Below are 26,339 nucleotides of genomic sequence, written 5' to 3' on the forward strand. Positions count from 1 at the left end.
TCAGATAATTTAGTTCTCTGATTCAATATTAGTGATTTTAGCATCACCCCACAGCTCTTCCAAGCCGTAGAACGCACGCTTTTCTTTGTTGAATACGTGAGCCACTACATCCACGTAATCAATGATGATCCATTCATTGTTTTGTTTTCCTTCTCTTTTCCAGGGATTCTGTTTGGAGTTTTTGTGTACTTGTTCTTCCACAGAGTCGGAGATGGCATCAATCTGGGTGTCAGAATTACCAGAACAAAGTACAAAATAGTCGGCGATTGAATTTTTAACTTCTCTCAGGTCCATCACCACCACATCTGAAGCTTTCTTTTCTAACATCCCCTGCACTATCAACTCACTCAATTCATTAGAACTTATTGCTTCTTTCGTCTTTGCCTGCATTCATTAATAGTTTAAACTAATTTTAATCTCAAAAATACGAATATAAGTTGCATAAATACTTTGCCAAACCCTTATTTCTGGGCAAAAAGATTGAATTCCTGCCAGAATGTCACAGTACTAACGAAGAGCTCTTGACCAGGGTTAGAAATGGAGACGATCAAGAAGGGTTTATATTGTACACTGATCATCAAACCAAAGGAAAAGGTCAGCGTGGAAATGTTTGGCTCAGTGAGTCTGGACAGAATCTATTGTTTTCAGTGCTCCTGAGACCGAAAAAACTGCAAGTCAAACAATCTCATTTTCTGAACCTCATCGCTGGATTAGCGGTTTGTCATGTCTTGGAACAGCATTTTGATCTTCATGCCGAGCTCAAATGGCCTAATGATGTCTATGTGAATGATTTGAAAATTGCTGGTATTCTGGTGGAAACCATTCTGGAAGGTTCTTCGGTTGATGACGCCATAATTGGAATTGGACTCAATGTCAATCAAAGTCATTTTGCCCTGCCCACCGCCACTTCTATCAAACAACTGGTAGGAAAGCCTACCGACCGAGAGGAGTTATTGGAAACAATCATTTCTACTTTAGAGGCACAATACCTCTTTTTAAAATCCGAGGCATTTGATAAAATTCTTTCGGCCTACTACGGCAGAATGAGATGGAGAGGCGAAATACACCAATTTAGGGACTCTGAAGGGGTATTTGATGGTGAAATAATCGGGATTGATGATACGGGAAGATTGCTGGTAAAAACATCCCATGCACTCAAACGTTTTGATGTGAAACAAATCGAATTCTTACATTAAAACTTGAAATAGAATAATTGACTAATTTTGCGCTCCGAATAATTACAAAGACATGATCGAGGAAAAAGTAAACTACAAAGTAAAAGACATTAATCTGGCCGAATATGGTCGCAACGAGATCAGACTGGCAGAAGCAGAAATGCCTGGTTTGATGTCGCTTAGAGAGGAATTTGGACAAAGTAAACCGCTCAAAGGAGCTAGAATTGCTGGTTGCTTGCACATGACTATCCAGACTGCAGTGTTGATAGAAACTCTTGTGGAATTAGGTGCTGAAGTGACCTGGTCATCTTGTAATATTTTCTCCACTCAAGACCATGCAGCTGCAGCTATCGCTAAGGCGGGTATTCCTGTTTTCGCATGGAAGGGAATGAACGCGGAAGAGTTTGACTGGTGTATCGAGCAAACATTGCATGCATTCGAAGGTGGACAACCACTTAATATGATTTTGGACGATGGTGGAGACCTCACCAACATGGTTTTGGACAACTACCCTGAATTGGTTCCGAATATCAAAGGATTATCCGAGGAGACAACCACGGGCGTACATAGATTGTATGAGCGCATGAGAAAGGGAACGCTTCCAATGCCTGCTATCAACGTTAACGACTCGGTAACTAAGTCTAAATTCGATAACAAATACGGTTGTAAAGAATCTCTGGTGGATGCGATTAGAAGGGCTACGGATATCATGCTAGCGGGAAAAGTAGCTGTAGTAGCTGGATATGGTGATGTGGGTAAAGGATCCGCGGCATCATTGAGAGGAGCAGGTGTACGTGTCATCGTGACGGAAATTGACCCGATCTGTGCTTTGCAAGCAGCCATGGACGGATACGAAGTAAAGAAAATGGTCGATGCAGTGCCTAGGGCGGATATTATCGTAACCGCTACTGGAAACAAAGACATCATCAAAGGCGAGCATTTCAAATTGATGCATGACAAAACGATCGTTTGTAACATCGGACACTTTGACAATGAAATAGATGTAGCCTGGTTGAATACCAACTATGGCAACTCCAAAGTGGAAATCAAACCACAAGTGGATCTTTACAATGTGGATGGCAATGAGATCATTCTGCTGGCGGAAGGACGTTTGGTAAACCTTGGCTGTGCGACAGGTCACCCATCATTCGTGATGTCCAATTCATTTACCAATCAAACATTGGCGCAAATTGAACTGTGGACAAATTCTGGTAACTACGAGAATGCGGTGTATACTTTACCAAAGCATTTGGATGAGAAGGTAGCTGCACTTCACTTGGCTAAAATCGGTGTGGAGTTAGATACGCTGACTTCTGATCAAGCTGAATACATCGGAGTTACAGTAGAAGGTCCATTCAAACCTGAGCATTACAGATATTAATTCCATAATTGAATGCATAAGATCAAAGCTGCATCTGACTGGATGCGGCTTTTTTTATATCCTTGAGTTATGAACCTACTCTTTACCACGCATCAGGGAGAGCTTGCAGGATCTACCTTATCCATTTACTATCTGGCAAAAGGTCTGGCAGGAAAAGGACATCAGGTTCATGTGGCATGTAGGCAGGGGTGTTTGCTTTGGCAAAAACTCCAAGGAAGGAAAAATCTATCATTGCATCATTTAGATATTCGAAGCTATCTCGACTTAAGGGTCTGCACAGAATTAATGAGAATAGTTCGAGACCATGGCATCCAGTTAATCAATGCACAGGGAGGAAAAGATCGGAATCTCAGCATATTGGCAAAATGGCTTTTTAGACTGAATGTCAAATTGGTCTTTACCCGCAGGCAAAGGCCAAGAGATGAACCTTGGATTAAAAGATGGTTTCATACTGCAGGGACCGATAGGATGGTGATGATTAGTCATGGACTCAAGAAAATTTTTGAGGAAAAAGGATACACTGCCTCACATCTTCTGGTGATTCATAATGGCGTCTCAAAGGAGATTGCTCGAAAAGTAGATCCGGTTAAGGTAGAAGAATTGAGAAATCGGCTGAATCTCCATGGGAAAAAAGTAATCGGATGTGTCTCACGAAAGAAAAGTCAGGAGCAATTACTCGAAGCTTTGGCACTGTTGCCAGCTGACTATGTCGGCCTGATGGTTGGTATCAGAAAAGATGAAATAGACCGTAAGTACTTAGTCGGACTCCATGATCGTGTGCATTTCATTGGCATGGTCAATCACGATGAAGCACTGCATTATTTGAAACTAATGGCTATTAATGTGCTTCCCTCTTATTTGGATGGATTTGGTTTGGCTCTGGTAGAGTCCATGTTGCTAGAGGTGCCTGTCATCGGGTCGGATTTTGGAGGTATTTCAGATGTCATCAGGCATGGAAACAATGGGTATCTCTTTCAAAATGGAAATATCAATCAGTTAAAAGAGCAAATTGAAGAATTAACCACCAACCTGGAGTTGAGAAATGTATTTATCCAAAATGGTAGACAGATTGCATTACAAGAGTTTTCTGTTGATCGCATGGTCGAGGCATATGAGCATTTTTTTAAGAATTTGCTCCAATGATTCTATTATAAAGTTCTAGAGTTGCTTCAATTCCTTTGTTCGCATCTAGCTGTTGTGCTCTTTTCTTCCCCCCATTAATCACTCTTTCTCGGAGGTCAGCATCTTGAAGCAAACGTTCGGCGCCAACAGCCAGATCTTGAGGGCTTCTGTTGACCAAAAGTCCACTCTTTTCATCCTTTATCAATTCAGGAATCCCCCCCACATTCACCGCCAAAACAGGAACCTGGCAAACAAATGCTTCCAAAATCACATTGGGGATACCTTCATTTCTAGAGGTAAGAACCAACAAGTCCAAACTACTTATCGCAGAGATTGAATCAGATGTAAAGCCGACTAAAGTGACTGCACCTTCCAGCTCATATTTTCTGATCTCATTTTCCAAGACATCCACCAATGGCCCATTGCCAATTATGACAAATGAAAGATCATCCATGCTCTTATGAAGTGTTTTAACCATTTCCATAAACAAAAGAGGATCCTTCACTTCAGTGAGACGTCCCACAAATCCGATAACTTTTTTCGAATTCAAGTGAGGATATTTATCTGTTAAAAAATTCTGATCAATTTTCATCTCCGTGTCTGCAATAGAAATCCCACCATAAATAGATTGTAGCTTTTCCTTCGGTATGGCTAGAGAAAGGGTGGTCTTAACTCTGTCAGACACACAGATGATTTTTTGAATAGCAGGATGGTTGTATTTATGGCGACTAAACCAATTACCACTCACCCGATTATTCATGCGGCGTGTCAAGACTAGAGGAGGCATTCTAGAAAAAACGCTGGCCACAATAGCCAGGGTGTGTGCTTTGGAAGTATGGAGATGAATTAAATCAGGCTGGTATTGATTGATGAGCTTAATGAAGTGATAACAAGTGATTAATGAAATTCCTGAATCAATTCTCAGCGGTGATTTGTTAATTTTTTCTTGATCGCACTGCCTTTCCAACATTGACCCTTTTGGACAGATGAGGAGTTGCTCTACACCATGCTCTTTTAACCCCAGCACAAGCTGTAGCAGCTGTTTCTCTCCACCACCCCAATTTTTTTCAGAATGTAGATGGAGTATTCTCACTTAAGTTGCTTTTGAAGTTGGAGCAAGTACTTATACTTCAGGTATTTCGAGATGGCAGACAGCCTGGCAATGTGAAATCCCGTGATCCCATCTAAAAAACCGGCTTTTAAAAAATAGTCTCTCACAAACTTCCAAATTGCAGCGATTGGAGGATGAAGTGCTGTAGCTTGCTGACCAGACTCCAGTGAGGATTGCGCTCCTATTTTGGCATACTCTGGAATACGACGATCGTGATCTGCCATTGTGTCAAAAGCATAATGTAAAATGTGCCCTTTGAGTTTAATTGGTTTTTCGTTGGCTAGAAGTCTGACTAGATCATGCGGATTTTGTCCACCCCATATGGCACGATCCTTCTTCCATAACCTAAGCTTCCAGTCTGGATACCAGCCACCATGTTTCACCCATTTGCCTGCGTAGTTTGTCAGTCGGTTCATTAAAAATCCAGATTGATCAAAACCACTTGATTTTAATTCGTTGATTGACTCAATTAGTTCATCTGATAACTCTTCATCACCGTCTAGAGCTAGTATGATTTCATGTTTTGTCAAGCTGAGTGCGTAGTTTTTCTGCTCAATTTGACCAACATATTCGTGCTGTACCACTTTTACGCCCATGCTTTTGCAAATAGTAAGAGTGTCATCAGTTGAGTAGGAGTCTACCACAATGACCTCATCAGCTACTTTGAGCAGTGACCTCAGGCAACCCTCGATGTGCATCGATTCATTGTAAGTTATGACAAGGCCAGAGATTAGCATAATTTTTGATACAATCTAGTTAACTAGATGAGTCGTAGATAGATTTAGTACAAGTTTTAACGTTTCGGGAACTCCCTTTTGTTAAGGAGTTAAAATCTTAGTCGGTTAAGATAAACTATTGGATTGAACAAACGTAATATCATGTACATACATCAATTATGAACCAAACAATAAGGTGTTCATATGACTTTAAATAATAGCATGCAGGAGGTGAGTAAACATAAGATGACTAGCGAAACAAAACATAGGCGTGAGTACAGTGATCTGGAGCGGAAGACCATTTTTGATAATGAATTCCTTCCACATCTAGATGCTATGTACAATTTTGCCTACCGTCTGACATTCGATCAGGATGACGCAAAAGACCTTGTTCAGGATACCTTTATGAAGGCATACCGTTTTATCAATTCTTTTGAAAAAGGGACCAATGCCAAAGCATGGCTGTACCGCATTCTCAAGAATAGTTTCATTAATGACTTCAGGAAAAAAAGTAAAGAGCCAGGTAAGGTAGATTATCAGGAGGTAGAGAACTTCTACAACTCAGATAATGTTGATGAAAGCAAGACAGTTGACTTGCGAATCGACACAGTCAAAGATATGATGGGAGATGAAGTCACTAATGCACTCAATGCCTTGGCTGTAGACTTCAGAACCGTTATCATCTTGTGTGATCTGGAAGGATTTACCTACGAAGAGATGGCTAAAATCCTGGATATTCCTATCGGAACAGTCAGATCTAGATTGCACAGAGCAAGAAACCTGTTGAAGGAAAAACTAAAGTCCTACGCCGAATCAATGGGCTATAAATAACTTTTTATTTAGTTTGTGGAATAATTTAATCACCATGTCAGATAACCCTGAGAATAAAGGCAACAGCGGTTGTGCAGAGTTTAATAAATGTTTAGAAATCCTACATCTAATGTTGGATAATGAAGCTTCTGATGATCAGGAACAATACCTTCATGCGCACATTGAAAATTGCATGTTTTGTTTCGAGCAGTACGAAGTTGAAAAACAAATAAGAGAGCTCCTCAAAACCAAGTTAGCTAACCAGGTCGTTCCTTCTGGTTTGGCACAATCTATTCGTACCAAAGTTTTCCAATCAGCGTAATCCATGTCTCAGGGCAAGGCAGTTATTTTTTGTGCTCCCTCTGGAGCAGGCAAGACCACTATTGTAAAAGAGTTAGTTCAACGCATCCCAGAGCTTCGGTTTTCTATTTCGGCGACTACCAGATCCCCAAGAGAGGGAGAAGTGAATGGCCAAGACTATTATTTTCTGACTTTGGACCAGTTTAGCCAAAAGCGATCCGATGAGGAGTTGTTCGAATGGCAAGAAGTCTACCAGGGTACATTTTATGGTACGTTAACTTCCGAAGTAGAGCGAATCTGGCAATCTGGTAATCATGTGATTTTTGATATTGATGTGGTGGGAGGTGTTAACCTTAAGAAGAAATTGGGCAATCGGGCTCTGGCCATTTTTGTCAATGCTGAAAGTGTGGAGGTGCTCAAAGAGAGATTGACCAAAAGGAATACTGAGACACCTGCTTCACTTGCTAAGCGAATGGGTAAGGCCGTGCAAGAAATGGCATATGAACCCAATTTTGATTACACCTTGATCAATCGCGTCTTAGAAGATGCAGTTGATGAGGCTGAGAGAATTGTAAAGGAGTTTCTGAAATGAAAGTAGGGTTATTTTTTGGTTCGTTTAATCCCATCCACATTGGGCATTTGATTATTGCCAACATTGCCCAGCAGAATACCGACCTCAATGAGATTTGGTTCATAGTTTCCCCCCAAAACCCTTTTAAGCAGAATAAGAATCTTCTGCACGAATTTGACCGACTCGATCTGGTTCAGCTGGCCATCGCCGATGACTTTCATTTCAAAGTAAGTGATATAGAATTCGGCATGAACAGACCTAGTTACACTATTGATACACTAGCTGTGCTTAGAGAAAAGTATGATCATGACTTTAAGTTGATAATAGGGGAGGATAATCTGAAGTCATTTAAGAAATGGAAAAACCATCAAATCATTCTCGATGACTTTGGACTCGTGGTTTATCCAAGACCGCATGCAGAGGAGAGTGATTTGGTCAATCACCCACAGGTGGAAATGATAGAGGCACCAAAAATTGATATTTCTGCTACGTTGATTCGTAAGATGGTTCGAGCAGGAAAATCGATCAAATACTTGGTGCCTTTAGCTGTTGAGCAGCAGATAGCTGCCAGGAAATATTTTCTTGACTAGATGGTCATAATATCCTTCTCTTTGGCCACTAGCAGGTCATCAATTTTGTGAGTGTGGGTATCGGTGATTTTCTGAACTTCATCTTCAGCCCCTTTAATCGAATCCTCAGGAGCACCATCTTTTAGAAGTTTTTTCAGTCCATCCATGATCTCTTTTCTTGCATTTCGAATGCTGATTTTTCCGTTTTCTGTTTCAGACTTAGCTTGCTTTACCAGGGACAGCCTTCTTTCCTCTGTCAGAGGTGGTATATTGATTCGAATCAACTCACCATCATTTTGCGGATTGAAACCGAGGTTTGAATTGATGATCGCTTTCTCTATTTCCGGGATCATTTTCTTCTCCCAGGGCTTCACACTAATAGTTCTGGCATCAGGAGTTGTCACAGAAGCTACCTGATTTAGTGGAGTCATAGTGCCGTAGTAGTCCAGACTGATTCCATCAAGCATACTTGGCATTGCTTTTCCTGCTCTGATTTTGGTCAATTCATCATGAGTATGCTTGACAGCTTTGTCCATCATCTCATTCGCTTGCTCTAAATAAAAATCTATTTCTTCCATGATTCTATTATTGTGCTATTAGCTAATTAATGTTCCAACTTCCTTGCCATCTACTATGTTGAGGAGATTTCCAGATTTGTTCATATCAAAAACAATGATCGGGAGGTTATTTTCCATACACAGTGTAAAGGCCGTCATGTCCATTATGTTTAGTCCCTTTTCATAGGCTTCCTGGAAAGAAACCTCATTGTATTTTGTGGCAGTTGGATCTTTTTCAGGATCAGCAGTGTATACGCCATCTACTCGCGTTCCTTTTAGTACCACATCTGCTTCTATTTCAATTGCTCGCAAACTGGCCGTTGAATCTGTAGTAAAATAAGGATTTCCAATACCAGCACCAAAGATCACAATTCTTCCTTTTTCCAGATGTCGAATCGCCCGCCTTCTGATAAATGGCTCACACACCTGTTCCATTTTTAGTCCTGACATCAACCGGGTGTACATGCCGTGTTTTTCCAATGCGCTTTGCAATGCCATGGCATTAATAACTGTAGCAAGCATACCCATGTAGTCACCTTGTACTCTGTCTATACCAGATTTTTCTCCGTCTACACCTCTGAAGATATTACCGCCACCGATTACAATGGCTACTTCCAAACCTTTGTCATGTGCAGTTTTGATTTCTTGAGCATATTGTTCGAGCCTGTTGGAGTCGATTCCATGGTTTTTTTCACCCATCAGGGCCTCACCACTCAATTTGAGGAGTATCCGTTTGTATTTCATGAAAGGGATTTATCTGTTTCTTTTTCGGTTAAAATTTCACAAAAATATAAAGATTATGATACCTGAAACTTAGTGTGATCAAAAAGATATAAGAACTTGATTTTTTTCCACATTGGTGCCTTTTTGAACATGAAGCTTTTGAATGATACCATCGGTAGGGGATTTGATGATATTCTCCATTTTCATCGCCTCCAGGATAAGCAATGTATCTCCCTGCTTCACTTCAGCACCTTCCTTCACAGCGATCTCGATAATGGATCCAGGCATTGGCGCTACCAACTCATTAATTTCCTCTGATAAATCCATGTCCATGCCTAATTGCTCTAGAATTTGAGCAATATGATCCTTGACATTAACACTCACCTGATAACCATTGATATCTAAGGTCATATGATTACCATCCCGGTCCACAACAAATAAGATGTAGTTTCGATTGTCCACCTGAAGCAGGTATTGGTTCGATTTGATTCTGTTTAATAAATAGGCCTGTGGCTCACCATTAAATAACAAAGTGTCATTTTTGGTCTCCAGTTCGAATTCTGATGCTTCGTCGATCTCTATTTTTAATTTCATGGTGGGGTATTTTTTTATTGGTGCTATTATAATTAAAATCGCGCTTCCAAAGTTGGAAACATGGTTTTATTCAGAGAAAACGAACTGATTTTCCGAGGATTGAAAATGATTTTTAGATTTAGTTCTAAAAATTTGATAAAAATAAAAAAGCGTATAATTTTGCATTCCCTTTTTCGGGGACATCCTGAAGAAGAGAGTACTTTGATAGTTTAAAAAATCTAGTTGGGGGGATACCAAAGCGGCCAACTGGGACGGACTGTAAATCCGTTGACTTATGTCTTCGCAGGTTCGAATCCTGCTCCCCCCACAAGTTTTTAAAAGCGGGTGTAGCTCAGTTGGTAGAGCGACAGCCTTCCAAGCTGTAGGTCGCGGGTTCGAGCCTCGTCACCCGCTCAATAAACTATCAAATCTCTTTGATTCCCAGAAGCCGATGTAGCTCAGGGGTAGAGTGCTTCCTTGGTAAGGAAGAGGTCACGGGTTCAAATCCCGTCATTGGCTCAGATTCAATGACGGCCTTCCAGTCTCAAGTAGTCTGAGAGGTCACAGGGTTCTGCCGATAGGCATCCCTTTGGGAAAGTCCCGTCATTGGCTCTAATATTTATCAAAGGGAATCCATCAGTGATGGTGGAGTGTTTTTGTATTTATTTAGACACAACTTATACAATAATTTATTTTAGGAATTAAACCGAGGATTATCAGACATGGCTAAAGAAACCTTTGATCGTTCAAAACCGCACGTTAATATCGGTACTATTGGTCACGTTGACCATGGTAAGACCACATTAACTGCTGCAATCTCTTCTGTACTAGCTGCAAAAGGATTTGCTGAAATAAAAGACTTTTCTTCTATTGACAACGCTCCAGAAGAAAAAGAAAGAGGTATTACAATTAATACTTCTCACATTGAGTACCAAACTGAGAACAGACACTACGCTCACGTTGACTGTCCAGGTCACGCCGATTACGTTAAAAACATGGTAACTGGTGCTGCACAAATGGACGGAGCTATCATCGTAGTAGCTGCAACTGACGGACCAATGCCTCAAACAAGAGAGCACATCCTTCTTTCTCGTCAGGTAGGTGTTCCTGCTCTAGTAGTATTCATGAACAAAGTTGACTTGGTTGATGATCCAGAACTTCTTGAGCTAGTTGAAATGGAAATCAGAGAGCTTCTTTCTGATTACGATTTCCCAGGTGATGATATCCCTGTGATTCAAGGATCTGCTCTTGGTGCTCTTAACGGAGAAGCTAAGTGGGTAGAGAAAGTTGACGAGTTGATGGCTGCAGTGGATGAGTACATTCCTCTTCCAGAAAGAGCTGTTGATAAAGACTTCTTGATGCCAGTTGAGGACGTATTCTCAATCACAGGTCGTGGTACTGTTGCTACAGGTAGAATCGAAAGAGGTGTAATCAACTCTGGAGATCCTGTTGATATCATCGGTATGGGAGCTGAAGGTCTTAAGTCTACAATTACTGGAGTAGAGATGTTCCGTAAGATTTTGGACAGAGGTGAAGCTGGTGATAACGTAGGTCTTCTTCTTAGAGGTATCGAGAAATCTGAGATCAGAAGAGGTATGATCATCTGTAAGCCTGGATCTGTGAAGCCACATGCTCACTTTAAAGCTGAGGTTTACGTGTTGTCAAAAGAAGAAGGTGGACGTCACACTCCATTCTTCAACAAATACCGTCCACAGTTCTACCTTAGAACTACAGATGTAACTGGTGAGATCATGCTACCTGAAAACGTAGAAATGGTAATGCCAGGTGATAACGTGACAATCGAAGTTAAATTGATCAACCCAGTCGCTCTTGAGAAAGGACTTAGATTCGCGATCAGAGAGGGTGGTAGAACAGTAGGTTCAGGTCAGGTAACTGAGATTCTTGACTAAGATTTCATAAAAATGCGGCTTAAATTAATTTTTTAGTCGCATTTGTTTATAATAAATCATTCATCTAACTTTGCAGTCCTTTTTGGGCTGCTTGGTTTTTATACGGGTGTAGCTCAATTGGCAGAGTAGTGGTCTCCAAAACCATTGGTTGGGGGTTCGAGTCCCTCCTCCCGTGCAACTTGAATTAACGATGGATAAAGTAATTTCTTTCTTTAAGGAAGCGTACGATGAACTGTTACACAAAGTAACATGGCCGAAATATTCTGAGCTGCAAAACAGTAGTATTCTAGTGTTGGTGGCATCATTGATTTTCGCTCTAATGATTGGTCTTTTCGACTTAGGTTTCGAAAATGCCATGAAATGGTTTTATAACGAATTTTAAGAATGTCGGACTTCAAGTGGTATGTAGTGCGTGCCATAAGTGGGCGCGAAAAGAAGGTGAAGAATTACCTGGAGCAGGAGATATCCAGAAATGGTATCGATGAGCTTGTGCCTCAGGTACTTATTCCGTCAGAAAAAGTTTACGAAATGAGAAACGGTAAGAAGCGTGTACGTGAGCGCAACTTCTTTCCGGGTTACATTCTTATACAAGCTGATTTGAGCAATGGCGAAACTCAGCACATCATTACCAACACACCAGATGTGATTGGTTTCCTTGGTGAAGGCTCTACCAGTGCTTCCAAAGATCCCGTTCCGCTTCGACAAAATGAGGTGAATCGTATCTTAGGTAGAGTGGATGAAGCTGAGGAATACGAAGAAAAGTTGGATACTCCTTTTATCGTCGGAGAAACAATCAAAGTAATGGATGGTCCATTCTCTGGTTTCACTGGCACTGTAGAAGAGGTGTTCGAGGATCGTAAAAAGTTAAACGTTACAGTTAAAATTTTCGGAAGAAATACTCCTGTAGAGTTGAATTATATACAGGTAGAAAAACAAGAATAATCTAATGGCTAAAGAGATTACAGGTTATTTGAAACTCCAGGTGAGGGGTGGAGCGGCTAACCCGTCTCCTCCTGTAGGACCGGCACTTGGTGCTAAAGGTCTTAATATCATGGAGTTTTGTAAGCAGTTCAACGCTAGAACTCAGGAAAAGCAGGGTCAATTACTTCCAGTGGTAGTTACTATCTACTCTGATAAGTCTTTTGATTTTGTGATCAAAACACCACCAGCTCCTGTTTTAATTATGGAAGCTGCAAAGCTCAAGAAAGGCTCAGCTGAGCCTAATAGAGTGAAGGTGGGATCAATCTCCTGGGATCAAGTGAAGGCTATTGCAGAAACTAAAATGCCAGATCTTAACGCATTCAAAATTGAATCAGCGATGAGACAGGTAGCAGGTACTGCAAGAAGCATGGGCGTAAAGATTTCTGGAAAAGCACCTTGGGCTAACTAATATCAGTACAATGGGAAAGTTGACAAAAAATCAAAAGAAAACGAACGAACTGGTAGAGGCTAATAAGGAATACTCTATTGAAGAGGCGGCAGATCTGGTGAAGAAAATTACCTTCACAAAGTTCGATGCTTCTGTTGATATTGATATCCGATTAGGGGTTGACCCAAGAAAAGCAGACCAGATGGTTAGAGGTGTTGTAGCATTGCCAAACGGAATTGGTAAGGAAGTACGAGTACTTGTACTATGCACACCGGATAAAGAAGAAGAAGCGAAAGCAGCTGGCGCTGATCACGTAGGACTCGATGACTACATCACCAAAATTGAGGGTGGTTGGACTGATATCGATGTGATCATTACTATGCCAACTGTGATGGCAAAAGTAGGTAGACTAGGTAGAGTTTTAGGACCAAGAGGTTTGATGCCAAATCCTAAGTCTGGTACAGTAACAATGGATATCGCTCAGGCGGTCACTGATGTGAAGGCTGGTAAAATTGACTTTAAAGTTGATAAAACTGGCATCATTCACACCAGTATCGGTAAAGTTTCTTTTGATCCTAATAAGATCAAGGAGAACGCTGTGGAGATGATTCTTACAGTTGCTAAGCTGAAACCTGCTTCTGCAAAAGGAACATACTTTAAGTCAATCACTATCTCAAGTACAATGAGTAAGGGGATTGCAATTGATAAAAATAGCATAGCTGGACTATAATACGTTATGACTAGAGAAGAAAAAGCACAAGTAATAGCTGGTTTAACTGAAAAGTTCCAGCAAAATAGCCACTTCTATATCACTGATACTTCTGGACTTTCAGTAGCTCAGATTAATACATTCAGAGAGATGTGCTTCAACAAAGGCATCGAATACAAAGTGGTAAAAAATACTTTGATCAAGAAAGCACTTGACGGTTTGGAAGCAGATTTTTCTGCTTTGGATGACGTTTTAAAAGGGTTTTCGGGAATTATGTTCGTTCAGGAAAATGCGAACGTCCCTGCAAAAGTCATTAAAGACTTCAAAAAGCAGGATGCAGATCAAAGACCTAAGTTTAAGGCTGCTTCCATAGATACAGATATATTCATTGGTGAGGATCAATTAGACGCATTGAGCAATCTTAAGTCTAAAAATGAACTTATCGGTGAGGTTATCACATTACTTCAGTCACCTGCTAAAAACGTTATTTCTGCTCTTCAGAGCGGAGGCGATACTTTGGCCGGTCTGGTTAAAACACTTCAAGAGAGAGAATAAGATTATTAACAAAATTAATTGACGATTAAAATGGCAGATTTAAAAGAATTCGCTGAACAACTAGTAAACCTTTCAGTAAAAGAGGTAAACGAACTAGCTACAATCCTTAAGGATGAGTATGGTATCGAGCCTGCAGCTGCAGCAGCACCTGTAATGGTAGCTGGTGGTGGAGCCGAAGGTGGAGACGCTGCTGAAGAGAAATCTTCATTCGACGTAGTACTTAAGTCAGCTGGTTCAGCTAAGCTAGCAGTAGTTAAACTTGTAAAAGAACTTACTGGCCTTGGTCTGAAAGAAGCTAAAGAAATGGTAGATGGTGCTCCTAGCAATGTAAAAGAAGGAGTAGCAAAAGATGAAGCTGAAGCACTTAAAAAGCAGCTTGAAGAAGCTGGCGCTGAAGTAGAATTAAAATAATTCCTTCATCATATTAAGGTTTTAGGCCTGGCTCCCGATTTTTCGGGATCAGGTCTTTTGCTGTTTGTATCTACTACACATCGTTCTTGATACTTATTTTGAACTAAAACAAACAAAGCTTTGGCTAATAATACACCAGAGAGAATTAACTTCTCATCCATCAAATCTGTAATCGATTATCCTGATTTTCTGGACCTACAGCTTAAGTCATTTGTGGATTTTTTCCAATTGGATACTCCCTCTGAAAAAAGAAACTCAGAAGGTTTGTACAAGGTGTTCATGGAGAATTTTCCGATTTCCGACTCGAGAGAGAATTTCGTACTAGAATTTGTTGATTACACTGTTGATCCGCCAAAATACTCAGTAGATGAGAGTATCGAACGTGGATTGACTTATTCAGTGCCGCTCAAAGCCAAGCTTCGTCTTCTTTGCAATGATGAAGAAAATGAAGATTTTGAGACCATCGAGCAAGAGGTATTCTTAGGGAATATCCCTTACATGACCGAAAAAGGGTCATTCGTCATTAATGGTGCGGAGCGAGTAATCGTTTCTCAGCTCCATAGATCACCAGGTGTATTCTTCGCACAAAGTAAACACACTAACGGTACGCTACTTTATTCTGCACGGATCATCCCATTCAAAGGTTCTTGGATAGAGTTCGCTACGGATGTAAATAACGTAATGTATGCTTACATCGACCGTAAAAAGAAATTTCCAATCACTACTCTTCTCCGATCAATAGGCTATGGATCTGATAAGCAGATTCTTGATCTTTTTGGTCTGTCTGAAGAAGTAGATGCTACTGAGAAAGAACTTAAAAAAGTCGTAGGTAGAAGATTGGCAGCCAGGGTATTAAGAACCTGGACAGAAGATTTTGTGGATGAAGATACTGGAGAAGTCGTTTCCATTGACAGAAATGAAGTAATCTTAGAGCGAGATAGCATCGTATCTGAAGATGATATCGAGACAATTCTTGACTCAGGATCTAAGTCCATCATTCTTCATAGGAAAGATGTAAACATCACGGATTATAGCATCATTTATAACACGCTTCAAAAAGATAACTCTAACTCAGAGAAAGAAGCCGTGGAGCAAATCTATCGTCAATTAAGAAATACGGATGCTCCTGATGAACAAACAGCACGTGATATTATCCAAAATCTGTTCTTCTCAGATAAAAGATATGATCTGGGAGAAGTAGGTAGATATAGAATCAACAAGAAGTTAGGATTGGAACTTGGCTATGACAAGAGAACCTTAACTACTGAAGATATCATTCTTATCGTTAAATACTTGATTGGTCTCATCAACAGTAAAGCTGTGGTGGATGATATTGACCACTTAAGCAATAGACGTGTAAGAACTGTAGGAGAGCAATTATACTCACAGTTTGGTGTAGGACTTGCGAGAATGGCAAGAACTATTCGTGAAAGAATGAACGTAAGAGATAATGAGGATTTCAAGCCAGTAGATCTAATTAACGCTAGAACGCTTTCCTCTGTAATCAATTCGTTCTTTGGTACCAACCAGCTTTCACAGTTCATGGATCAGACAAACCCACTTGCTGAGATTACTCACAAGCGAAGAATGTCTGCGTTAGGACCTGGTGGACTTTCTCGTGAAAGAGCTGGGTTTGAGGTTCGTGATGTTCACTACACGCACTACGGAAGACTTTGTACTATTGAGACACCTGAAGGACCGAATATCGGTTTGATTTCATCGCTATGTGTTCATGCCAAAGTGAACCAAATGGGTTTCATTGAAACACCGTATAGAGATGTGGTTGAAGGAAAAGTAGACATGTCTCCTGATGTAAATTACTTAACGGCTGAGGAAGAAGATACACACAACATCGCTCAGGCTAATGCGCCGTTGGATGATGAAGGTAATTTCTTGAACGATAAGGTTAAAGCGCGTTTCGAAGGTGACTTCCCTGTGGTTGATCCAAAGGAATTGAAATACATGGATGTTGCTCCAAACCAGATTGTATCGGTGGCTGCCTCAATGATTCCTTTCCTGGAGCATGATGATGCGAACCGTGCGTTGATGGGATCAAACATGCAGCGACAGGCCGTGCCATTGTTAAGACCACAGGCGCCTATCGTAGGAACAGGTCTTGAAAAGCGAGTGGCAATTGACTCTCGCGCCTTGGTTGTAGCTGAAGGTCCAGGAGAGATCGAATACGTTGATGCTAAGAAAATTGTCGTTCGCTACGATCGTTCTGAAGAAGATCTATTGATTTCATTCAACAGTCCATCGGTTACTTATGAGCTTACTAAGTTTAGAAGAACCAACCAGGACACTTGTGTGAACCTTAGCCCGATCGTTAAGAAAGGCGATAAGGTCGAAAAAGGACAACCACTTTGCGAAGGATTTGCTACGGAAAAAGGAGAGCTTGCTCTGGGTAGAAACCTAATGGTGGCTTACATGCCGTGGCAAGGATACAACTTTGAGGATGCGATCGTCATCTCTGAGAAGGTGGTAAGAGAAGATATCTTTACTTCTATTCACATTGATGAGTATGACCTTGAAGTAAGAGATACCAAGCGAGGAGAAGAGGAACTGACTTCTGAAATTCCAAACGTAAGTGAGGAAGCTGTTAAGAACCTTGATGAAAATGGTATCATCAGAATTGGTGCTGAAATCAAAGAAGGTGACATCCTGATTGGTAAAATCACTCCAAAAGGTGAAACAGATCCTACGCCAGAAGAAAAACTTCTTAGGGCGATCTTCGGTGATAAGGCTGGTGACGTAAAAGATGCTTCATTGAAAGCTTCTCCTTCACTAAGAGGGGTAGTTATCGATACCAAACTTTTCTCCAGACCTAAGAAAGATAAAGATCTTAGAGCCAGAACGAAGAAAGAAGTTGAATTACTGAAAAGCAGATATAGCCAGGATCTTACTGACATAAGAAATCAGATGATCGACAAGTTGGCGACACTTCTAGAAGGTAAAACTTGTAAAGGCATCAAACACAAGTTTGGTGACGAAGTAATGTCTAAAGGCACCAAGTTCTCAAGAAAGAATATTGAAGCGAACTTATTCCCTGCTAAGAACATCTACAGAGATGAGAGTAACTACAATGTTCCTGAAGAGGCTAACTTGATTTCTGACCTCATCATTGAAGATTGGGTAGGTGATGCACATACGGATGCTTTGATCTTCAAAATGGTGAAGAACTACATCAATAAGCGAAACGAAGTTTCTGGAATCTTCAAACGAGAGCGATTCACTTTAGAAGTTGGAGATGAATTACCTGCAGGTATCGTTCAATTGGCTAAAGTTTATGTTGCTAAGAAACGTAAACTAAAAGTTGGAGATAAGATGGCAGGTCGTCACGGTAACAAAGGTGTTGTTGCGAAGATCGTTAGAGAAGAAGACATGCCATTCCAGGCCGATGGAACCCCAGTTGATATCGTGTTGAATCCACTTGGTGTACCATCTCGTATGAACATCGGACAGATCTATGAGACTGTTCTTGGTTGGGCTGGTCTGAAACTTGGCCGTAGATATGCGACACCAATTTTCGATGGAGCAACTGAGGATGAAGTTCAAGCAGAATTGAAAGAAGCCGGCCTTCCATCATTCGGTAGATCTTATCTATACGATGGTCTTACGGGTAAGCGATTCGATCAACCAGTCACTGTAGGTGTGGCTTACATGCTGAAACTTGGTCACTTGGTTGACGACAAGATGCACGCAAGAAGTATAGGACCTTACTCATTGATCACACAGCAACCTCTTGGTGGTAAAGCACAGTTTGGTGGTCAGCGTTTCGGTGAGATGGAGGTTTGGGCTCTTGAAGCATTCGGTGCAGCAAACGTTCTCCAGGAAATCCTAACTATTAAATCTGATGATGTAATAGGTAGAGCAAAAGCTTACGAAGCTATTGTGAAAGGAGAAAACATGCAGAAGCCGAACATTCCTGAATCGTTCAACGTTCTTGTTCACGAATTGCGTGGATTGGCTCTTGAAATTACCTTAGACTAATAATTGAATCAAAGTCCTCCGTAAGGGGGACTACTACATAGATCATTTAATTATGGCATTCAGAAAAAATAAAAAACTGACTAACGACTTCTCTAAAGTGACTATCAGCTTGGCTTCTCCAGAGTCAATACTTGAAAGCTCACATGGTGAGGTTACTCAGCCTGAAACAATCAACTATAGAACATACAAACCTGAAATGGGTGGGTTGTTCTGTGAAAGGATCTTCGGTCCTGTTAAAGACTGGGAATGTCATTGTGGAAAATATAAAAGAATCCGGTATAAAGGGATTATCTGTGACCGATGTGGTGTTGAAGTTACCGAGAAAAAGGTAAGAAGAGAGCGCATGGGACACATCGAATTGGTTGTGCCAGTTGCACATATTTGGTACTTCCGTTCATTGCCTAATAAAATTGGATACCTCCTTGGGCTTCCTACTAAGAAGCTTGACCAGATTATTTACTACGAGCGATATGTAGTAATCCAGTCTGGTATCAAAGAAGAAGATGGTATCAACGAAATGGATTTCTTAACGGAAGAGGAATATCTGGATATTTTGGATAAACTCCCTAGAGAGAACCAAATGCTAGATGATGACGATCCTCAGAAATTCATTGCTAAGATGGGTGCTGAGGCATTGGAGATGTTGCTTTCAAGAATCCAATTGGATGAATTGTCTTATCAGTTAAGACATCAGGCAGCTACTGATACTTCACAGCAACGTAAAGCGGAAGCGCTGAAGCGATTGAGAGTTGTTGAGGCCTTTAGAGATGCCAAAACAAGAATCGAGAACAAACCAGAATGGATGGTCATCAAAATGGTTCCGGTAATTCCACCGGAATTAAGACCACTCGTTCCATTGGATGGAGGTCGATTCGCTACGTCAGATTTGAATGATCTTTATAGACGGGTGATTATCCGAAACAATCGTCTAAAAAGATTGATCGATATTAAAGCTCCTGAAGTGATTCTTAGAAACGAGAAGAGAATGCTTCAAGAGGCAGTGGATTCACTTTTCGATAATTCGAGAAAAGTAAATGCTGTAAGATCCGATGGAAACAGAGCTTTGAAGTCTTTGAGTGATATGCTTAAAGGGAAGCAAGGTCGATTCCGTCAAAACTTATTGGGTAAAAGGGTTGACTACTCTGGTCGTTCGGTGATCGTGGTAGGTCCAGAATTGAAGATGCACGAATGTGGTCTTCCTAAGGACATGGCTGCTGAGCTTTTCAAACCGTTTATCATTCGAAAGCTGATCGAAAGAGGTATAGTAAAAACCGTTAAGTCAGCGAAGAAAATTGTAGATCGCAAGGATCCGGTTGTTTGGGATATTCTTGAAAATGTGTTGAAAGGACACCCTGTACTACTTAACCGTGCTCCTACACTTCATAGATTAGGTATTCAGGCATTCCAGCCAAAACTAATCGAAGGTAAGGCGATCCAACTGCACCCGTTGGTATGTACAGCATTCAACGCCGACTTTGACGGTGACCAGATGGCCGTTCACGTACCACTTGGACATGAAGCGATTCTAGAGGCATCGTTGCTGATGCTTTCATCTCACAACATTTTGAATCCGGCGAATGGTGCCCCAATTGCGGTACCGTCTCAGGATATGGTACTTGGATTGTACTATATCTCTAAAGGGCGTAAGCACACTGAAGAAGTGCCGGTTCCAGGTGAGGGACTTACTTTCTACAGTGCCGAAGAGGTGATCATCGCTTTAAACGAAGAGAAGATTTCTCAGCATGCTTACATCAAAGTAAGAACCAAGGTACGTAACGAAGATGGTACACTTGAGACCAAAGTGGTAGAGACTGTGGCAGGTAGAGTGCTATTCAATCAATACGTACCTGAAGAGGTAGGTTTTGTTGATGAGCTTTTGACCAAGAAAAAACTTCAGAAAATCATCTCCATGGTGTTCAAAATAACAGGAATGGCAAGAACTGCTCACTTCCTGGATGATATCAAGGAGCTTGGTTTCCAAATGGCATACAAAGGCGGACTTTCTATGGGACTGGATAACATTCAGATTCCGGAAGAAAAAGAAGGACTTGTCGCTCAGGCTAAAGAGGAAGTTGATGCCGTATGGAACAACTACTTAATGGGTCTGATTACAGACAATGAACGTTACAACCAGGTAATTGATATCTGGACAAGAACAAATACACTTCTTACTAACACGCTGATGCAGCAGTTAGAAGAGGATAACCAAGGATTTAACTCCATCTATATGATGATGCACTCAGGAGCAAGGGGTTCTAGAGAGCAGATTCGTCAGCTTGGAGGAATGAGAGGGTTGATGGCTAAACCTCAAAAGAACTTGCAAGGTTCCGTAGGTGAAATCATTGAAAACCCAATCCTTTCAAACTTTAAAGAAGGACTTGATGTAATTGAGTACTTCATTTCGACTCACGGTGCTAGAAAAGGTCTTGCAGATACGGCTTTGAAAACTGCAGATGCTGGATACTTGACTAGACGTTTGGTAGATGTGGCTCAGGACATGGTAATCAATGAAGATGACTGTGGCACCCTGAGAGGATTGAGGGTACAGGCATTGAAGGATAATGAAGAGATTGTGGAATCTCTTTCTGAAAGAATCCTTGGTAGGGTGTCCGTACATGATATCATTGATCCACTTTCTGACGAAGTGATCATCGAAGCTGGTGTAGAGATCACAGAAGAGGTCGCTGAGCGAATCGAGGAGACTAGTATTGAAGAAGTTGAGATTAGATCAGTACTCACTTGTGAAACCAAGCAAGGAGCGTGTGCAAAATGCTACGGGCGAAACCTTGCTACTGGTAACATGGCTCATATGGGCGAATCTGTGGGTGTAATAGCAGCACAGTCTATTGGTGAGCCTGGTACTCAGCTTACATTGCGTACATTCCACGTTGGTGGTACTGCATCAAACATTGCTGTTGATGCTAACATCAAGGCTAAATTCGATGGTATTGTTGAGTATGATGAGCTAAGAACTCTTGATACTGTTGATGATGAAGGCAACAAGATCAAGAAGGTGATGGGAAGATCTGGTGAATTGAGAATTCTTGATGCGAAGAAAGAAAGAGTTCTGATCACTAATCACATTCCTTACGGAGCTGTTCTGAAGGTAAACGATGGTGCTAAGATTTCAAAAGGAGATGAGATCTGTAACTGGGATCCATACAACGCAGTAATTATGGCCGAGTTTGATGGTAAAGCTGAATTCGATTCCATTATTGAAGGTGTTACTTACAAAGAGGAATCTGATGAGCAAACCGGACACAGAGAGAAGGTAATCATCGATACAAAAGATAAAACCAAAAACCCTGCGGTAGTGGTCGCTACTAAGGATGATTCCAAAGGCTATAACATCCCGGTTGGTGCTCACCTTGCGGTAGATGAAGGAGACGACATCAAAGCAGGACAGGTACTTGCTAAGATCCCAAGATCTACTGGTAAGTCTAGAGATATCACAGGGGGTCTACCGAGAGTAACTGAGCTTTTCGAGGCACGTAACCCGTCTAACCCGGCAGTGGTTAGTGAGATTGACGGTGTAGTTACTTATGGTGGCATCAAGCGAGGTAACAGAGAGATTTTTATTGAGTCCAAAGATGGTGTCAAGAAGAGATACCTGGTACCTCTTTCTAAGCACATTCTCGTACAGGATAATGACTTTGTGAGAGCTGGAGATGCGTTATCTGATGGGGCAATCACTCCAGCAGATATCTTGTCTATCAAAGGTCCAACTGCGGTTCAGGAATACCTGGTGAACGAGATTCAGGAAGTATACCGACTACAAGGTGTGAAAATCAATGATAAGCACATAGAAGTGATTGTGAGACAGATGATGCAAAAAGTGATTATCATCGATGCAGGTGATACGAGCTTTTTAACCAATCAGTCTGTTGATCGATTTGCTTTCATGGAAGAGAATGACAACATCCTTGATAAGAAGGTCGTGACGGACGCGGGTGATTCTGAAAGCTTGAAACCAGGAATGATAATCACAAGTCGTAAGTTGAGGGATGAAAACAGTAATCTGAAAAGACGTGATCTGAAGATTGTACAGGTGAGAAATGCTGAAGCAGCGGTATCAAAACCGATTCTACAAGGTATTACTCAGGCATCTTTGGGTACTGAGAGCTTTATTTCGGCAGCTTCATTCCAAGAAACCACTAAGGTTCTAAGTGAGGCGTCTATTAGAGGTAAGGCGGATTACTTGATGGGTCTGAAAGAAAATGTGATTGTTGGACATTTGATTCCTGCAGGTACTGGTAACAGGAAATTCCAAAACCATATCGTTACTTCTAACGAGGATTTGGATAACCTGGTAGCAGCTAAGGAGGAGTTTGCTAGATCCAAAGAATACGAATCTTAATATGGATCCTAAAGACGATAAGAAAGCCAACAAACAAGGCAATCAATTAAACATAGAGCTCTCGGAGGAAACTGCCGAGGGCATCTATTCTAATTTGGCAATGATCGCTCATTCGAGCAGCGAATTTGTTATTGATTTTATCAGACTGATGCCTGGGGTACCTAAGGCAAAAGTGAAGTCTAGAATAGTCATTACACCTGAACATGCCAAGCGATTACTTAAAGCGCTTGAAGAAAATGTTCATAAGTTTGAAAAGACTTATGGAGATATCAAAAGCGTCGAAGAAGCACCAAAATTTCCTATGAATTTCGGAGGGACAATGGGAGAGGCTTAATTTCTCCCATTTTATTTTCACTTATACATTGTGATATAAAATCAATATTCCTATCTTTGCGTCCCAATAATTTCGGGACCAATATATAATTGGATAATAAGAAATAAGATATAATGCCAACTATTCAGCAATTAGTAAGAAAAGGCAGAAAGAAGATGACTTCTAAGTCAAAGTCTCCGGCGTTGGACTCTTGTCCACAGAGACGTGGCGTATGCACGAGAGTATATACTACTACTCCTAAGAAGCCTAACTCTGCCATGAGAAAAGTAGCCAGGGTTAGATTGACAAACGGAAAAGAAGTGAACGCTTACATTCCTGGTGAAGGACACAACCTACAAGAACACTCGATTGTATTAATCAGAGGTGGAAGGGTAAAAGATTTGCCAGGTGTGAGATACCACATCATTCGTGGAGCTCTGGATACAGCTGGTGTAAATGGTAGACTACAGAGAAGATCTAAATACGGCGCTAAAAGGCCAAAAGATAAAAAGTAATCTGAAAAATGAGAAAAGCTAAGCCAAAGAAGAGATACATTCTTCCTGATCCTATTTATCAGGATACTATGGTAACCAAGTTTGTTAACAACTTGATGCTTCAGGGAAAGAAAAGCGTAGCCTACGGTATTTTCTATGATGCTGTGAAGTTAGTAGAAGATAAGACTAAGGAAAACGGCCTTGAAACGTGGAAAACTGCTATCAGCAATGTTTGTCCAGCTGTTGAGGTGAAAAGTAGAAGAGTAGGTGGAGCAACTTTCCAGGTACCTGTAGAAGTGAGACCAGAGAGAAAACTGGCTCTAGGAATGAAATGGATGATCAAATATGCTAGACTAAGAGGTGAAAAGACCATGATGGAACGTCTGGCTGCTGAGATTATTGCTGCATCCAAAGGAGAAGGAGCATCTATCAAGAAGAAAGACGATACTCACAGAATGGCTGAGGCTAACAAAGCATTTTCTCACTTTAGATTCTAAATAAAACCACTAATGGCTAGAGACTTAAGACTTACTCGAAATATTGGAATTGCAGCTCACATTGATGCGGGTAAAACCACTACAACCGAGCGAATTCTTTTTTATGCTGGAGTAAACCACAAGATCGGTGAAGTTCACGATGGTGGAGCGACCATGGACTGGATGGAGCAGGAGCAAGAGCGTGGTATTACCATTACTTCCGCTGCAACAACCGTATTCTGGAACTACAAAGACGAAAAGTACCATATCAACATCATTGATACACCCGGTCACGTTGACTTTACCGTAGAGGTAAACAGATCGCTTCGTGTATTGGATGGTTTGGTATTTTTGTTTAGTGCCGTTGATGGGGTAGAGCCACAATCAGAAACTAACTGGAGACTTGCTGACAACTATAAAGTAGCAAGAATTGGTTTTGTAAATAAAATGGATCGTCAAGGTGCTGACTTTCTTGCTGTATGTAAGCAGGTGAAAGAAATGTTGGGTACCAAAGCGGTTCCTCTTCAATTACCAATCGGTGCTGAAGAAAATTTCAGAGGAGTGGTTGACCTTGTTTCCAATATTGGTATGACTTGGAATGAGGATGACTTTGGAATGACTTGGGAAGAAGTACCTATTCCAGAAGACATGCAGGATGAAGTGAATCAATACAGAGAAGAATTGTTGGAGGCTGTGGCTGAATACGATGAGTCTCTGATGGAGAAATACTTCGAAGACCCTGAATCAATCACTGAGGAAGAAATCATTAAAGCATTACGTGCTGCTACAATTGATTTGGCTTTCGTGCCAATGACCTGCGGTACTGCATTTAAGAATAAAGGAGTTCAAACAATGTTGAACTACGTGATGGAGTTACTTCCTTCACCTCTTGACAGAGATAACATTGTTGGTACAGATCCGAACACTGAGCAGAAGATTACCAGAAAGCCCTCATCAAGCGAGCCTTTCTCAGCTTTGGCTTTCAAAATCGCAACGGACCCGTTCGTTGGTAGATTGTGTTTTGTTAGATCATACTCCGGTACTCTTGAGTCTGGTTCTTATGTCTACAATATGAGAACTGAGAAGAAAGAGCGTATATCTCGAATCTTCCAAATGCATGCCAACAAGCAAAACCAAATCGATCAGCTTCATTGTGGAGATATCGGGGCGGTAGTTGGTTTTAAAGATATCAAAACTGGAGATACGTTATGTGACGAGAATGGTCAAATCATTCTTGAGTCTATGGTATTCCCAGAGCCGGTTATCGGATATGCAATTGAGCCTAAGACTCAAGCTGACGTTGATAAACTAGGTATGGCTATTGCCAAGCTAGTAGAAGAGGATCCGACACTACAAGTTGAAACGGATCATGATACTGGTCAGACGATCCTTAGAGGAATGGGTGAGCTTCACCTGGATATTATCATTGATCGTTTAAAGAGAGAGTTTAAGGTTGAAATCAACCAAGGTGCTCCTCAGGTTGCTTACAAAGAAGCAGTTAATGCTGGAGTGGAGCACAAAGAGGTCTACAAGAAACAATCAGGTGGACGTGGTAAATTCGCGGACATTGTGTTTGAGCTAGGACCAGTAGATGAAGATTTCGAAGGTGAAGGACTTCAGTTTGTTAACCAAATCGTTGGTGGTGTAATTCCTAAAGAGTTTATCCCTGCTATCGAGAAAGGTTTCAAAGAAGCAATGAAAAACGGTCCTCTTGCAGGTTTCCCAATCGACTCGCTAAAAGTGAGATTGTTCCATGGATCATTCCACGATGTGGATTCAGATGCCTTGTCATTTGAATTAGCAGCTAAGATGGGATTCAGAGCTGCTGCCGCTAAGGCTAAGCCAGCGTTACTTGAGCCTGTCATGGCTGTTGACGTGGTGACTCCTGATGAATATACTGGTTCAATCACTGGTGACCTCAACAGAAGACGAGGTATTATGAAAGGTATGGACACAAAAGGTACATCAACAGTTGTTAAAGGTGATGTTCCTCTTTCAGAGCTGTTCGGATACGTAACAGACCTTAGAACGATGAGTTCTGGTAGAGCTACTGCCTCACTTACGTTCTCACATTACGATCAAGTACCTAACAATATTGCTGAGACTGTAATAGCAAAAACTAAAGGTGAAGCGGTTTAATAACGATA

The 26,339-nt window shown here is 41.2% G+C and carries 26 protein-coding genes and 4 tRNA genes; 24 read left to right on the top strand and 6 right to left on the bottom strand.

The features are described from left to right. Window positions 1–9: 9 nt before the first annotated feature. On the bottom strand, window positions 10–390 hold the full coding sequence (rsfS, locus tag ACO067_RS15740; RefSeq protein WP_421875682.1) for a ribosome silencing factor: 381 nt from the start codon (window positions 388–390) through the stop codon (window positions 10–12). A 47-nt stretch (window positions 391–437) separates the two neighbouring features. Between rsfS and ACO067_RS15745 the strand changes: the two genes are divergently transcribed. From ACO067_RS15745 to ACO067_RS15755, 3 genes are all read left to right on the top strand, one after another. Further along, window positions 438–1,196, top strand: a complete 759-nt coding sequence (locus ACO067_RS15745; RefSeq protein ID WP_421875684.1) for a biotin--[acetyl-CoA-carboxylase] ligase — start codon at window positions 438–440, stop codon at window positions 1,194–1,196. Window positions 1,197–1,248: 52 nt separating this feature from the next. Beyond that, window positions 1,249–2,556: an adenosylhomocysteinase gene (gene ahcY / locus ACO067_RS15750; RefSeq protein ID WP_421875686.1), complete on the top strand. Its 1,308-nt coding sequence runs from the start codon at window positions 1,249–1,251 to the stop codon at window positions 2,554–2,556. A 69-nt stretch (window positions 2,557–2,625) separates the two neighbouring features. After that, on the top strand, window positions 2,626–3,699 hold the full coding sequence (locus tag ACO067_RS15755; protein WP_421875688.1) for a glycosyltransferase family 4 protein: 1,074 nt from the start codon (window positions 2,626–2,628) through the stop codon (window positions 3,697–3,699). Here ACO067_RS15755 and ACO067_RS15760 read toward each other — a convergent pair. Both ACO067_RS15760 and ACO067_RS15765 read right to left on the bottom strand, forming a co-directional pair. Next, entirely contained in the window at window positions 3,680–4,771 is a 1,092-nt protein-coding gene (locus ACO067_RS15760) for a glycosyltransferase (protein WP_421875690.1), read from the bottom strand. The genes ACO067_RS15755 and ACO067_RS15760 overlap by 20 nt on opposite strands. Further along, the gene (locus ACO067_RS15765; protein WP_421875692.1) at window positions 4,768–5,526 is read right to left on the bottom strand and encodes a glycosyltransferase family 2 protein; all 759 of its coding nucleotides are present in this window, start codon (window positions 5,524–5,526) and stop codon (window positions 4,768–4,770) included. Before ACO067_RS15765 ends, ACO067_RS15760 begins: the two co-directional genes overlap by 4 nt. Before the next feature lie 225 nt (window positions 5,527–5,751). On the opposite strand from ACO067_RS15765, the gene ACO067_RS15770 reads away from it, so the two are divergent. The 4 genes from ACO067_RS15770 to nadD are packed head-to-tail and all read left to right on the top strand — an operon-like array spanning window position 5,752 to window position 7,776. After that, entirely contained in the window at window positions 5,752–6,336 is a 585-nt protein-coding gene (locus tag ACO067_RS15770; RefSeq protein ID WP_421878320.1) for a sigma-70 family RNA polymerase sigma factor, read from the top strand. A gap of 34 nt (window positions 6,337–6,370) precedes the next feature. After that, window positions 6,371–6,637 carry an anti-sigma factor gene (locus ACO067_RS15775; RefSeq protein WP_421875694.1) on the top strand — a complete coding sequence of 89 codons (267 nt, stop codon included), beginning with the start codon at window positions 6,371–6,373 and terminating at the stop codon, window positions 6,635–6,637. 3 nt (window positions 6,638–6,640) lie between these two features. Continuing rightward, complete coding sequence (gene gmk, locus ACO067_RS15780) at window positions 6,641–7,207, top strand: guanylate kinase (RefSeq protein ID WP_421875696.1); 567 nt, start codon at window positions 6,641–6,643, stop codon at window positions 7,205–7,207. Next, the gene (gene nadD / locus ACO067_RS15785) at window positions 7,204–7,776 is read left to right on the top strand and encodes a nicotinate (nicotinamide) nucleotide adenylyltransferase (protein WP_421875698.1); all 573 of its coding nucleotides are present in this window, start codon (window positions 7,204–7,206) and stop codon (window positions 7,774–7,776) included. Before gmk ends, nadD begins: the two co-directional genes overlap by 4 nt. Here the strand turns inward: nadD and frr are convergent. From frr to ACO067_RS15800, 3 genes are all read right to left on the bottom strand, one after another. Beyond that, window positions 7,773–8,333, bottom strand: a complete 561-nt coding sequence (gene frr / locus ACO067_RS15790) for a ribosome recycling factor (protein ID WP_421875701.1) — start codon at window positions 8,331–8,333, stop codon at window positions 7,773–7,775. The two genes, nadD and frr, sit on opposite strands and share 4 nt — an antisense overlap. 18 nt (window positions 8,334–8,351) lie before the next feature. After that, the gene (gene pyrH / locus ACO067_RS15795) at window positions 8,352–9,056 is read right to left on the bottom strand and encodes a UMP kinase (RefSeq protein ID WP_421875703.1); all 705 of its coding nucleotides are present in this window, start codon (window positions 9,054–9,056) and stop codon (window positions 8,352–8,354) included. Between the two features lie 78 nt (window positions 9,057–9,134). After that, entirely contained in the window at window positions 9,135–9,629 is a 495-nt protein-coding gene (locus ACO067_RS15800; protein ID WP_421875705.1) for a biotin/lipoyl-containing protein, read from the bottom strand. Between the two features lie 224 nt (window positions 9,630–9,853). Between ACO067_RS15800 and ACO067_RS15805 the strand changes: the two genes are divergently transcribed. The 17 genes from ACO067_RS15805 to fusA all read left to right on the top strand — a co-directional run bounded on the left by ACO067_RS15805 (window position 9,854) and on the right by fusA (window position 26,331). Then, window positions 9,854–9,936 (top strand) — tRNA-Tyr (locus ACO067_RS15805). A 13-nt stretch (window positions 9,937–9,949) separates the two neighbouring features. Then, window positions 9,950–10,022 (top strand) — tRNA-Gly (locus ACO067_RS15810). Between the two features lie 33 nt (window positions 10,023–10,055). After that, window positions 10,056–10,127, top strand: a tRNA-Thr gene (locus ACO067_RS15815). Between the two features lie 203 nt (window positions 10,128–10,330). Continuing rightward, on the top strand, window positions 10,331–11,518 hold the full coding sequence (gene tuf, locus ACO067_RS15820) for an elongation factor Tu (protein ID WP_421875707.1): 1,188 nt from the start codon (window positions 10,331–10,333) through the stop codon (window positions 11,516–11,518). Window positions 11,519–11,620: 102 nt separating this feature from the next. Continuing rightward, window positions 11,621–11,693: transfer RNA gene (locus ACO067_RS15825), tRNA-Trp, on the top strand. Between the two features lie 15 nt (window positions 11,694–11,708). Further along, window positions 11,709–11,900 carry a preprotein translocase subunit SecE gene (gene secE / locus ACO067_RS15830; RefSeq protein WP_421875709.1) on the top strand — a complete coding sequence of 64 codons (192 nt, stop codon included), beginning with the start codon at window positions 11,709–11,711 and terminating at the stop codon, window positions 11,898–11,900. A gap of 2 nt (window positions 11,901–11,902) precedes the next feature. Beyond that, complete coding sequence (gene nusG, locus ACO067_RS15835; RefSeq protein WP_421875711.1) at window positions 11,903–12,460, top strand: transcription termination/antitermination protein NusG; 558 nt, start codon at window positions 11,903–11,905, stop codon at window positions 12,458–12,460. Window positions 12,461–12,464: 4 nt separating this feature from the next. Beyond that, complete coding sequence (gene rplK / locus ACO067_RS15840; RefSeq protein WP_421875713.1) at window positions 12,465–12,908, top strand: 50S ribosomal protein L11; 444 nt, start codon at window positions 12,465–12,467, stop codon at window positions 12,906–12,908. Between the two features lie 10 nt (window positions 12,909–12,918). Further along, window positions 12,919–13,617, top strand: a complete 699-nt coding sequence (rplA, locus tag ACO067_RS15845; protein WP_421875715.1) for a 50S ribosomal protein L1 — start codon at window positions 12,919–12,921, stop codon at window positions 13,615–13,617. 6 nt (window positions 13,618–13,623) lie between these two features. Next, window positions 13,624–14,151, top strand: coding sequence for a 50S ribosomal protein L10 (gene rplJ, locus ACO067_RS15850; RefSeq protein ID WP_421875717.1), 528 nt, complete (start codon window positions 13,624–13,626; stop codon window positions 14,149–14,151). 30 nt (window positions 14,152–14,181) lie between these two features. Next, the gene (rplL, locus tag ACO067_RS15855; protein ID WP_421875719.1) at window positions 14,182–14,562 is read left to right on the top strand and encodes a 50S ribosomal protein L7/L12; all 381 of its coding nucleotides are present in this window, start codon (window positions 14,182–14,184) and stop codon (window positions 14,560–14,562) included. Window positions 14,563–14,682: 120 nt separating this feature from the next. Continuing rightward, complete coding sequence (gene rpoB, locus ACO067_RS15860; RefSeq protein ID WP_421875721.1) at window positions 14,683–18,552, top strand: DNA-directed RNA polymerase subunit beta; 3,870 nt, start codon at window positions 14,683–14,685, stop codon at window positions 18,550–18,552. 52 nt (window positions 18,553–18,604) lie between these two features. Continuing rightward, on the top strand, window positions 18,605–22,909 hold the full coding sequence (gene rpoC, locus ACO067_RS15865; RefSeq protein ID WP_421875723.1) for a DNA-directed RNA polymerase subunit beta': 4,305 nt from the start codon (window positions 18,605–18,607) through the stop codon (window positions 22,907–22,909). Window position 22,910: 1 nt separating this feature from the next. Beyond that, window positions 22,911–23,243, top strand: coding sequence for a DUF3467 domain-containing protein (locus tag ACO067_RS15870; protein WP_421875725.1), 333 nt, complete (start codon window positions 22,911–22,913; stop codon window positions 23,241–23,243). A gap of 113 nt (window positions 23,244–23,356) precedes the next feature. After that, window positions 23,357–23,737, top strand: a complete 381-nt coding sequence (gene rpsL, locus ACO067_RS15875; RefSeq protein WP_421875727.1) for a 30S ribosomal protein S12 — start codon at window positions 23,357–23,359, stop codon at window positions 23,735–23,737. 8 nt (window positions 23,738–23,745) lie between these two features. Continuing rightward, the gene (rpsG, locus tag ACO067_RS15880) at window positions 23,746–24,213 is read left to right on the top strand and encodes a 30S ribosomal protein S7 (RefSeq protein WP_421875729.1); all 468 of its coding nucleotides are present in this window, start codon (window positions 23,746–23,748) and stop codon (window positions 24,211–24,213) included. 12 nt (window positions 24,214–24,225) lie between these two features. After that, on the top strand, window positions 24,226–26,331 hold the full coding sequence (gene fusA, locus ACO067_RS15885; RefSeq protein ID WP_421875731.1) for an elongation factor G: 2,106 nt from the start codon (window positions 24,226–24,228) through the stop codon (window positions 26,329–26,331). The last annotated feature ends 8 nt before the right edge of the window (window positions 26,332–26,339 follow it).

This window comes from Marinoscillum sp. (assembly GCF_965229915.1).
GTDB lineage: Bacteria > Bacteroidota > Bacteroidia > Cytophagales > Cyclobacteriaceae > Marinoscillum.

Bases quoted from the DNA above. Each gene is read 5' to 3' on its own strand.
- rsfS (WP_421875682.1), bottom strand. From the start codon at position 390: ATGCAGGCAAAGACGAAAGAAGCAATAAGTTCTAATGAATTGAGTGAG.
- ahcY (WP_421875686.1), top strand. From the start codon at position 1,249: ATGATCGAGGAAAAAGTAAACTACAAAGTAAAAGACATTAATCTGGCC.
- ACO067_RS15755 (WP_421875688.1), top strand. From the start codon at position 2,626: ATGAACCTACTCTTTACCACGCATCAGGGAGAGCTTGCAGGATCTACC.
- ACO067_RS15765 (WP_421875692.1), bottom strand. From the start codon at position 5,526: ATGCTAATCTCTGGCCTTGTCATAACTTACAATGAATCGATGCACATC.
- ACO067_RS15770 (WP_421878320.1), top strand. From the start codon at position 5,752: ATGACTAGCGAAACAAAACATAGGCGTGAGTACAGTGATCTGGAGCGG.
- ACO067_RS15775 (WP_421875694.1), top strand. From the start codon at position 6,371: ATGTCAGATAACCCTGAGAATAAAGGCAACAGCGGTTGTGCAGAGTTT.
- gmk (WP_421875696.1), top strand. From the start codon at position 6,641: ATGTCTCAGGGCAAGGCAGTTATTTTTTGTGCTCCCTCTGGAGCAGGC.
- nadD (WP_421875698.1), top strand. From the start codon at position 7,204: ATGAAAGTAGGGTTATTTTTTGGTTCGTTTAATCCCATCCACATTGGG.
- frr (WP_421875701.1), bottom strand. From the start codon at position 8,333: ATGGAAGAAATAGATTTTTATTTAGAGCAAGCGAATGAGATGATGGAC.
- pyrH (WP_421875703.1), bottom strand. From the start codon at position 9,056: ATGAAATACAAACGGATACTCCTCAAATTGAGTGGTGAGGCCCTGATG.
- ACO067_RS15800 (WP_421875705.1), bottom strand. From the start codon at position 9,629: ATGAAATTAAAAATAGAGATCGACGAAGCATCAGAATTCGAACTGGAG.
- tuf (WP_421875707.1), top strand. From the start codon at position 10,331: ATGGCTAAAGAAACCTTTGATCGTTCAAAACCGCACGTTAATATCGGT.
- secE (WP_421875709.1), top strand. From the start codon at position 11,709: ATGGATAAAGTAATTTCTTTCTTTAAGGAAGCGTACGATGAACTGTTA.
- nusG (WP_421875711.1), top strand. From the start codon at position 11,903: ATGTCGGACTTCAAGTGGTATGTAGTGCGTGCCATAAGTGGGCGCGAA.
- rplK (WP_421875713.1), top strand. From the start codon at position 12,465: ATGGCTAAAGAGATTACAGGTTATTTGAAACTCCAGGTGAGGGGTGGA.
- rplA (WP_421875715.1), top strand. From the start codon at position 12,919: ATGGGAAAGTTGACAAAAAATCAAAAGAAAACGAACGAACTGGTAGAG.
- rplJ (WP_421875717.1), top strand. From the start codon at position 13,624: ATGACTAGAGAAGAAAAAGCACAAGTAATAGCTGGTTTAACTGAAAAG.
- rplL (WP_421875719.1), top strand. From the start codon at position 14,182: ATGGCAGATTTAAAAGAATTCGCTGAACAACTAGTAAACCTTTCAGTA.
- rpoC (WP_421875723.1), top strand. From the start codon at position 18,605: ATGGCATTCAGAAAAAATAAAAAACTGACTAACGACTTCTCTAAAGTG.
- ACO067_RS15870 (WP_421875725.1), top strand. From the start codon at position 22,911: ATGGATCCTAAAGACGATAAGAAAGCCAACAAACAAGGCAATCAATTA.
- rpsL (WP_421875727.1), top strand. From the start codon at position 23,357: ATGCCAACTATTCAGCAATTAGTAAGAAAAGGCAGAAAGAAGATGACT.
- rpsG (WP_421875729.1), top strand. From the start codon at position 23,746: ATGAGAAAAGCTAAGCCAAAGAAGAGATACATTCTTCCTGATCCTATT.
- fusA (WP_421875731.1), top strand. From the start codon at position 24,226: ATGGCTAGAGACTTAAGACTTACTCGAAATATTGGAATTGCAGCTCAC.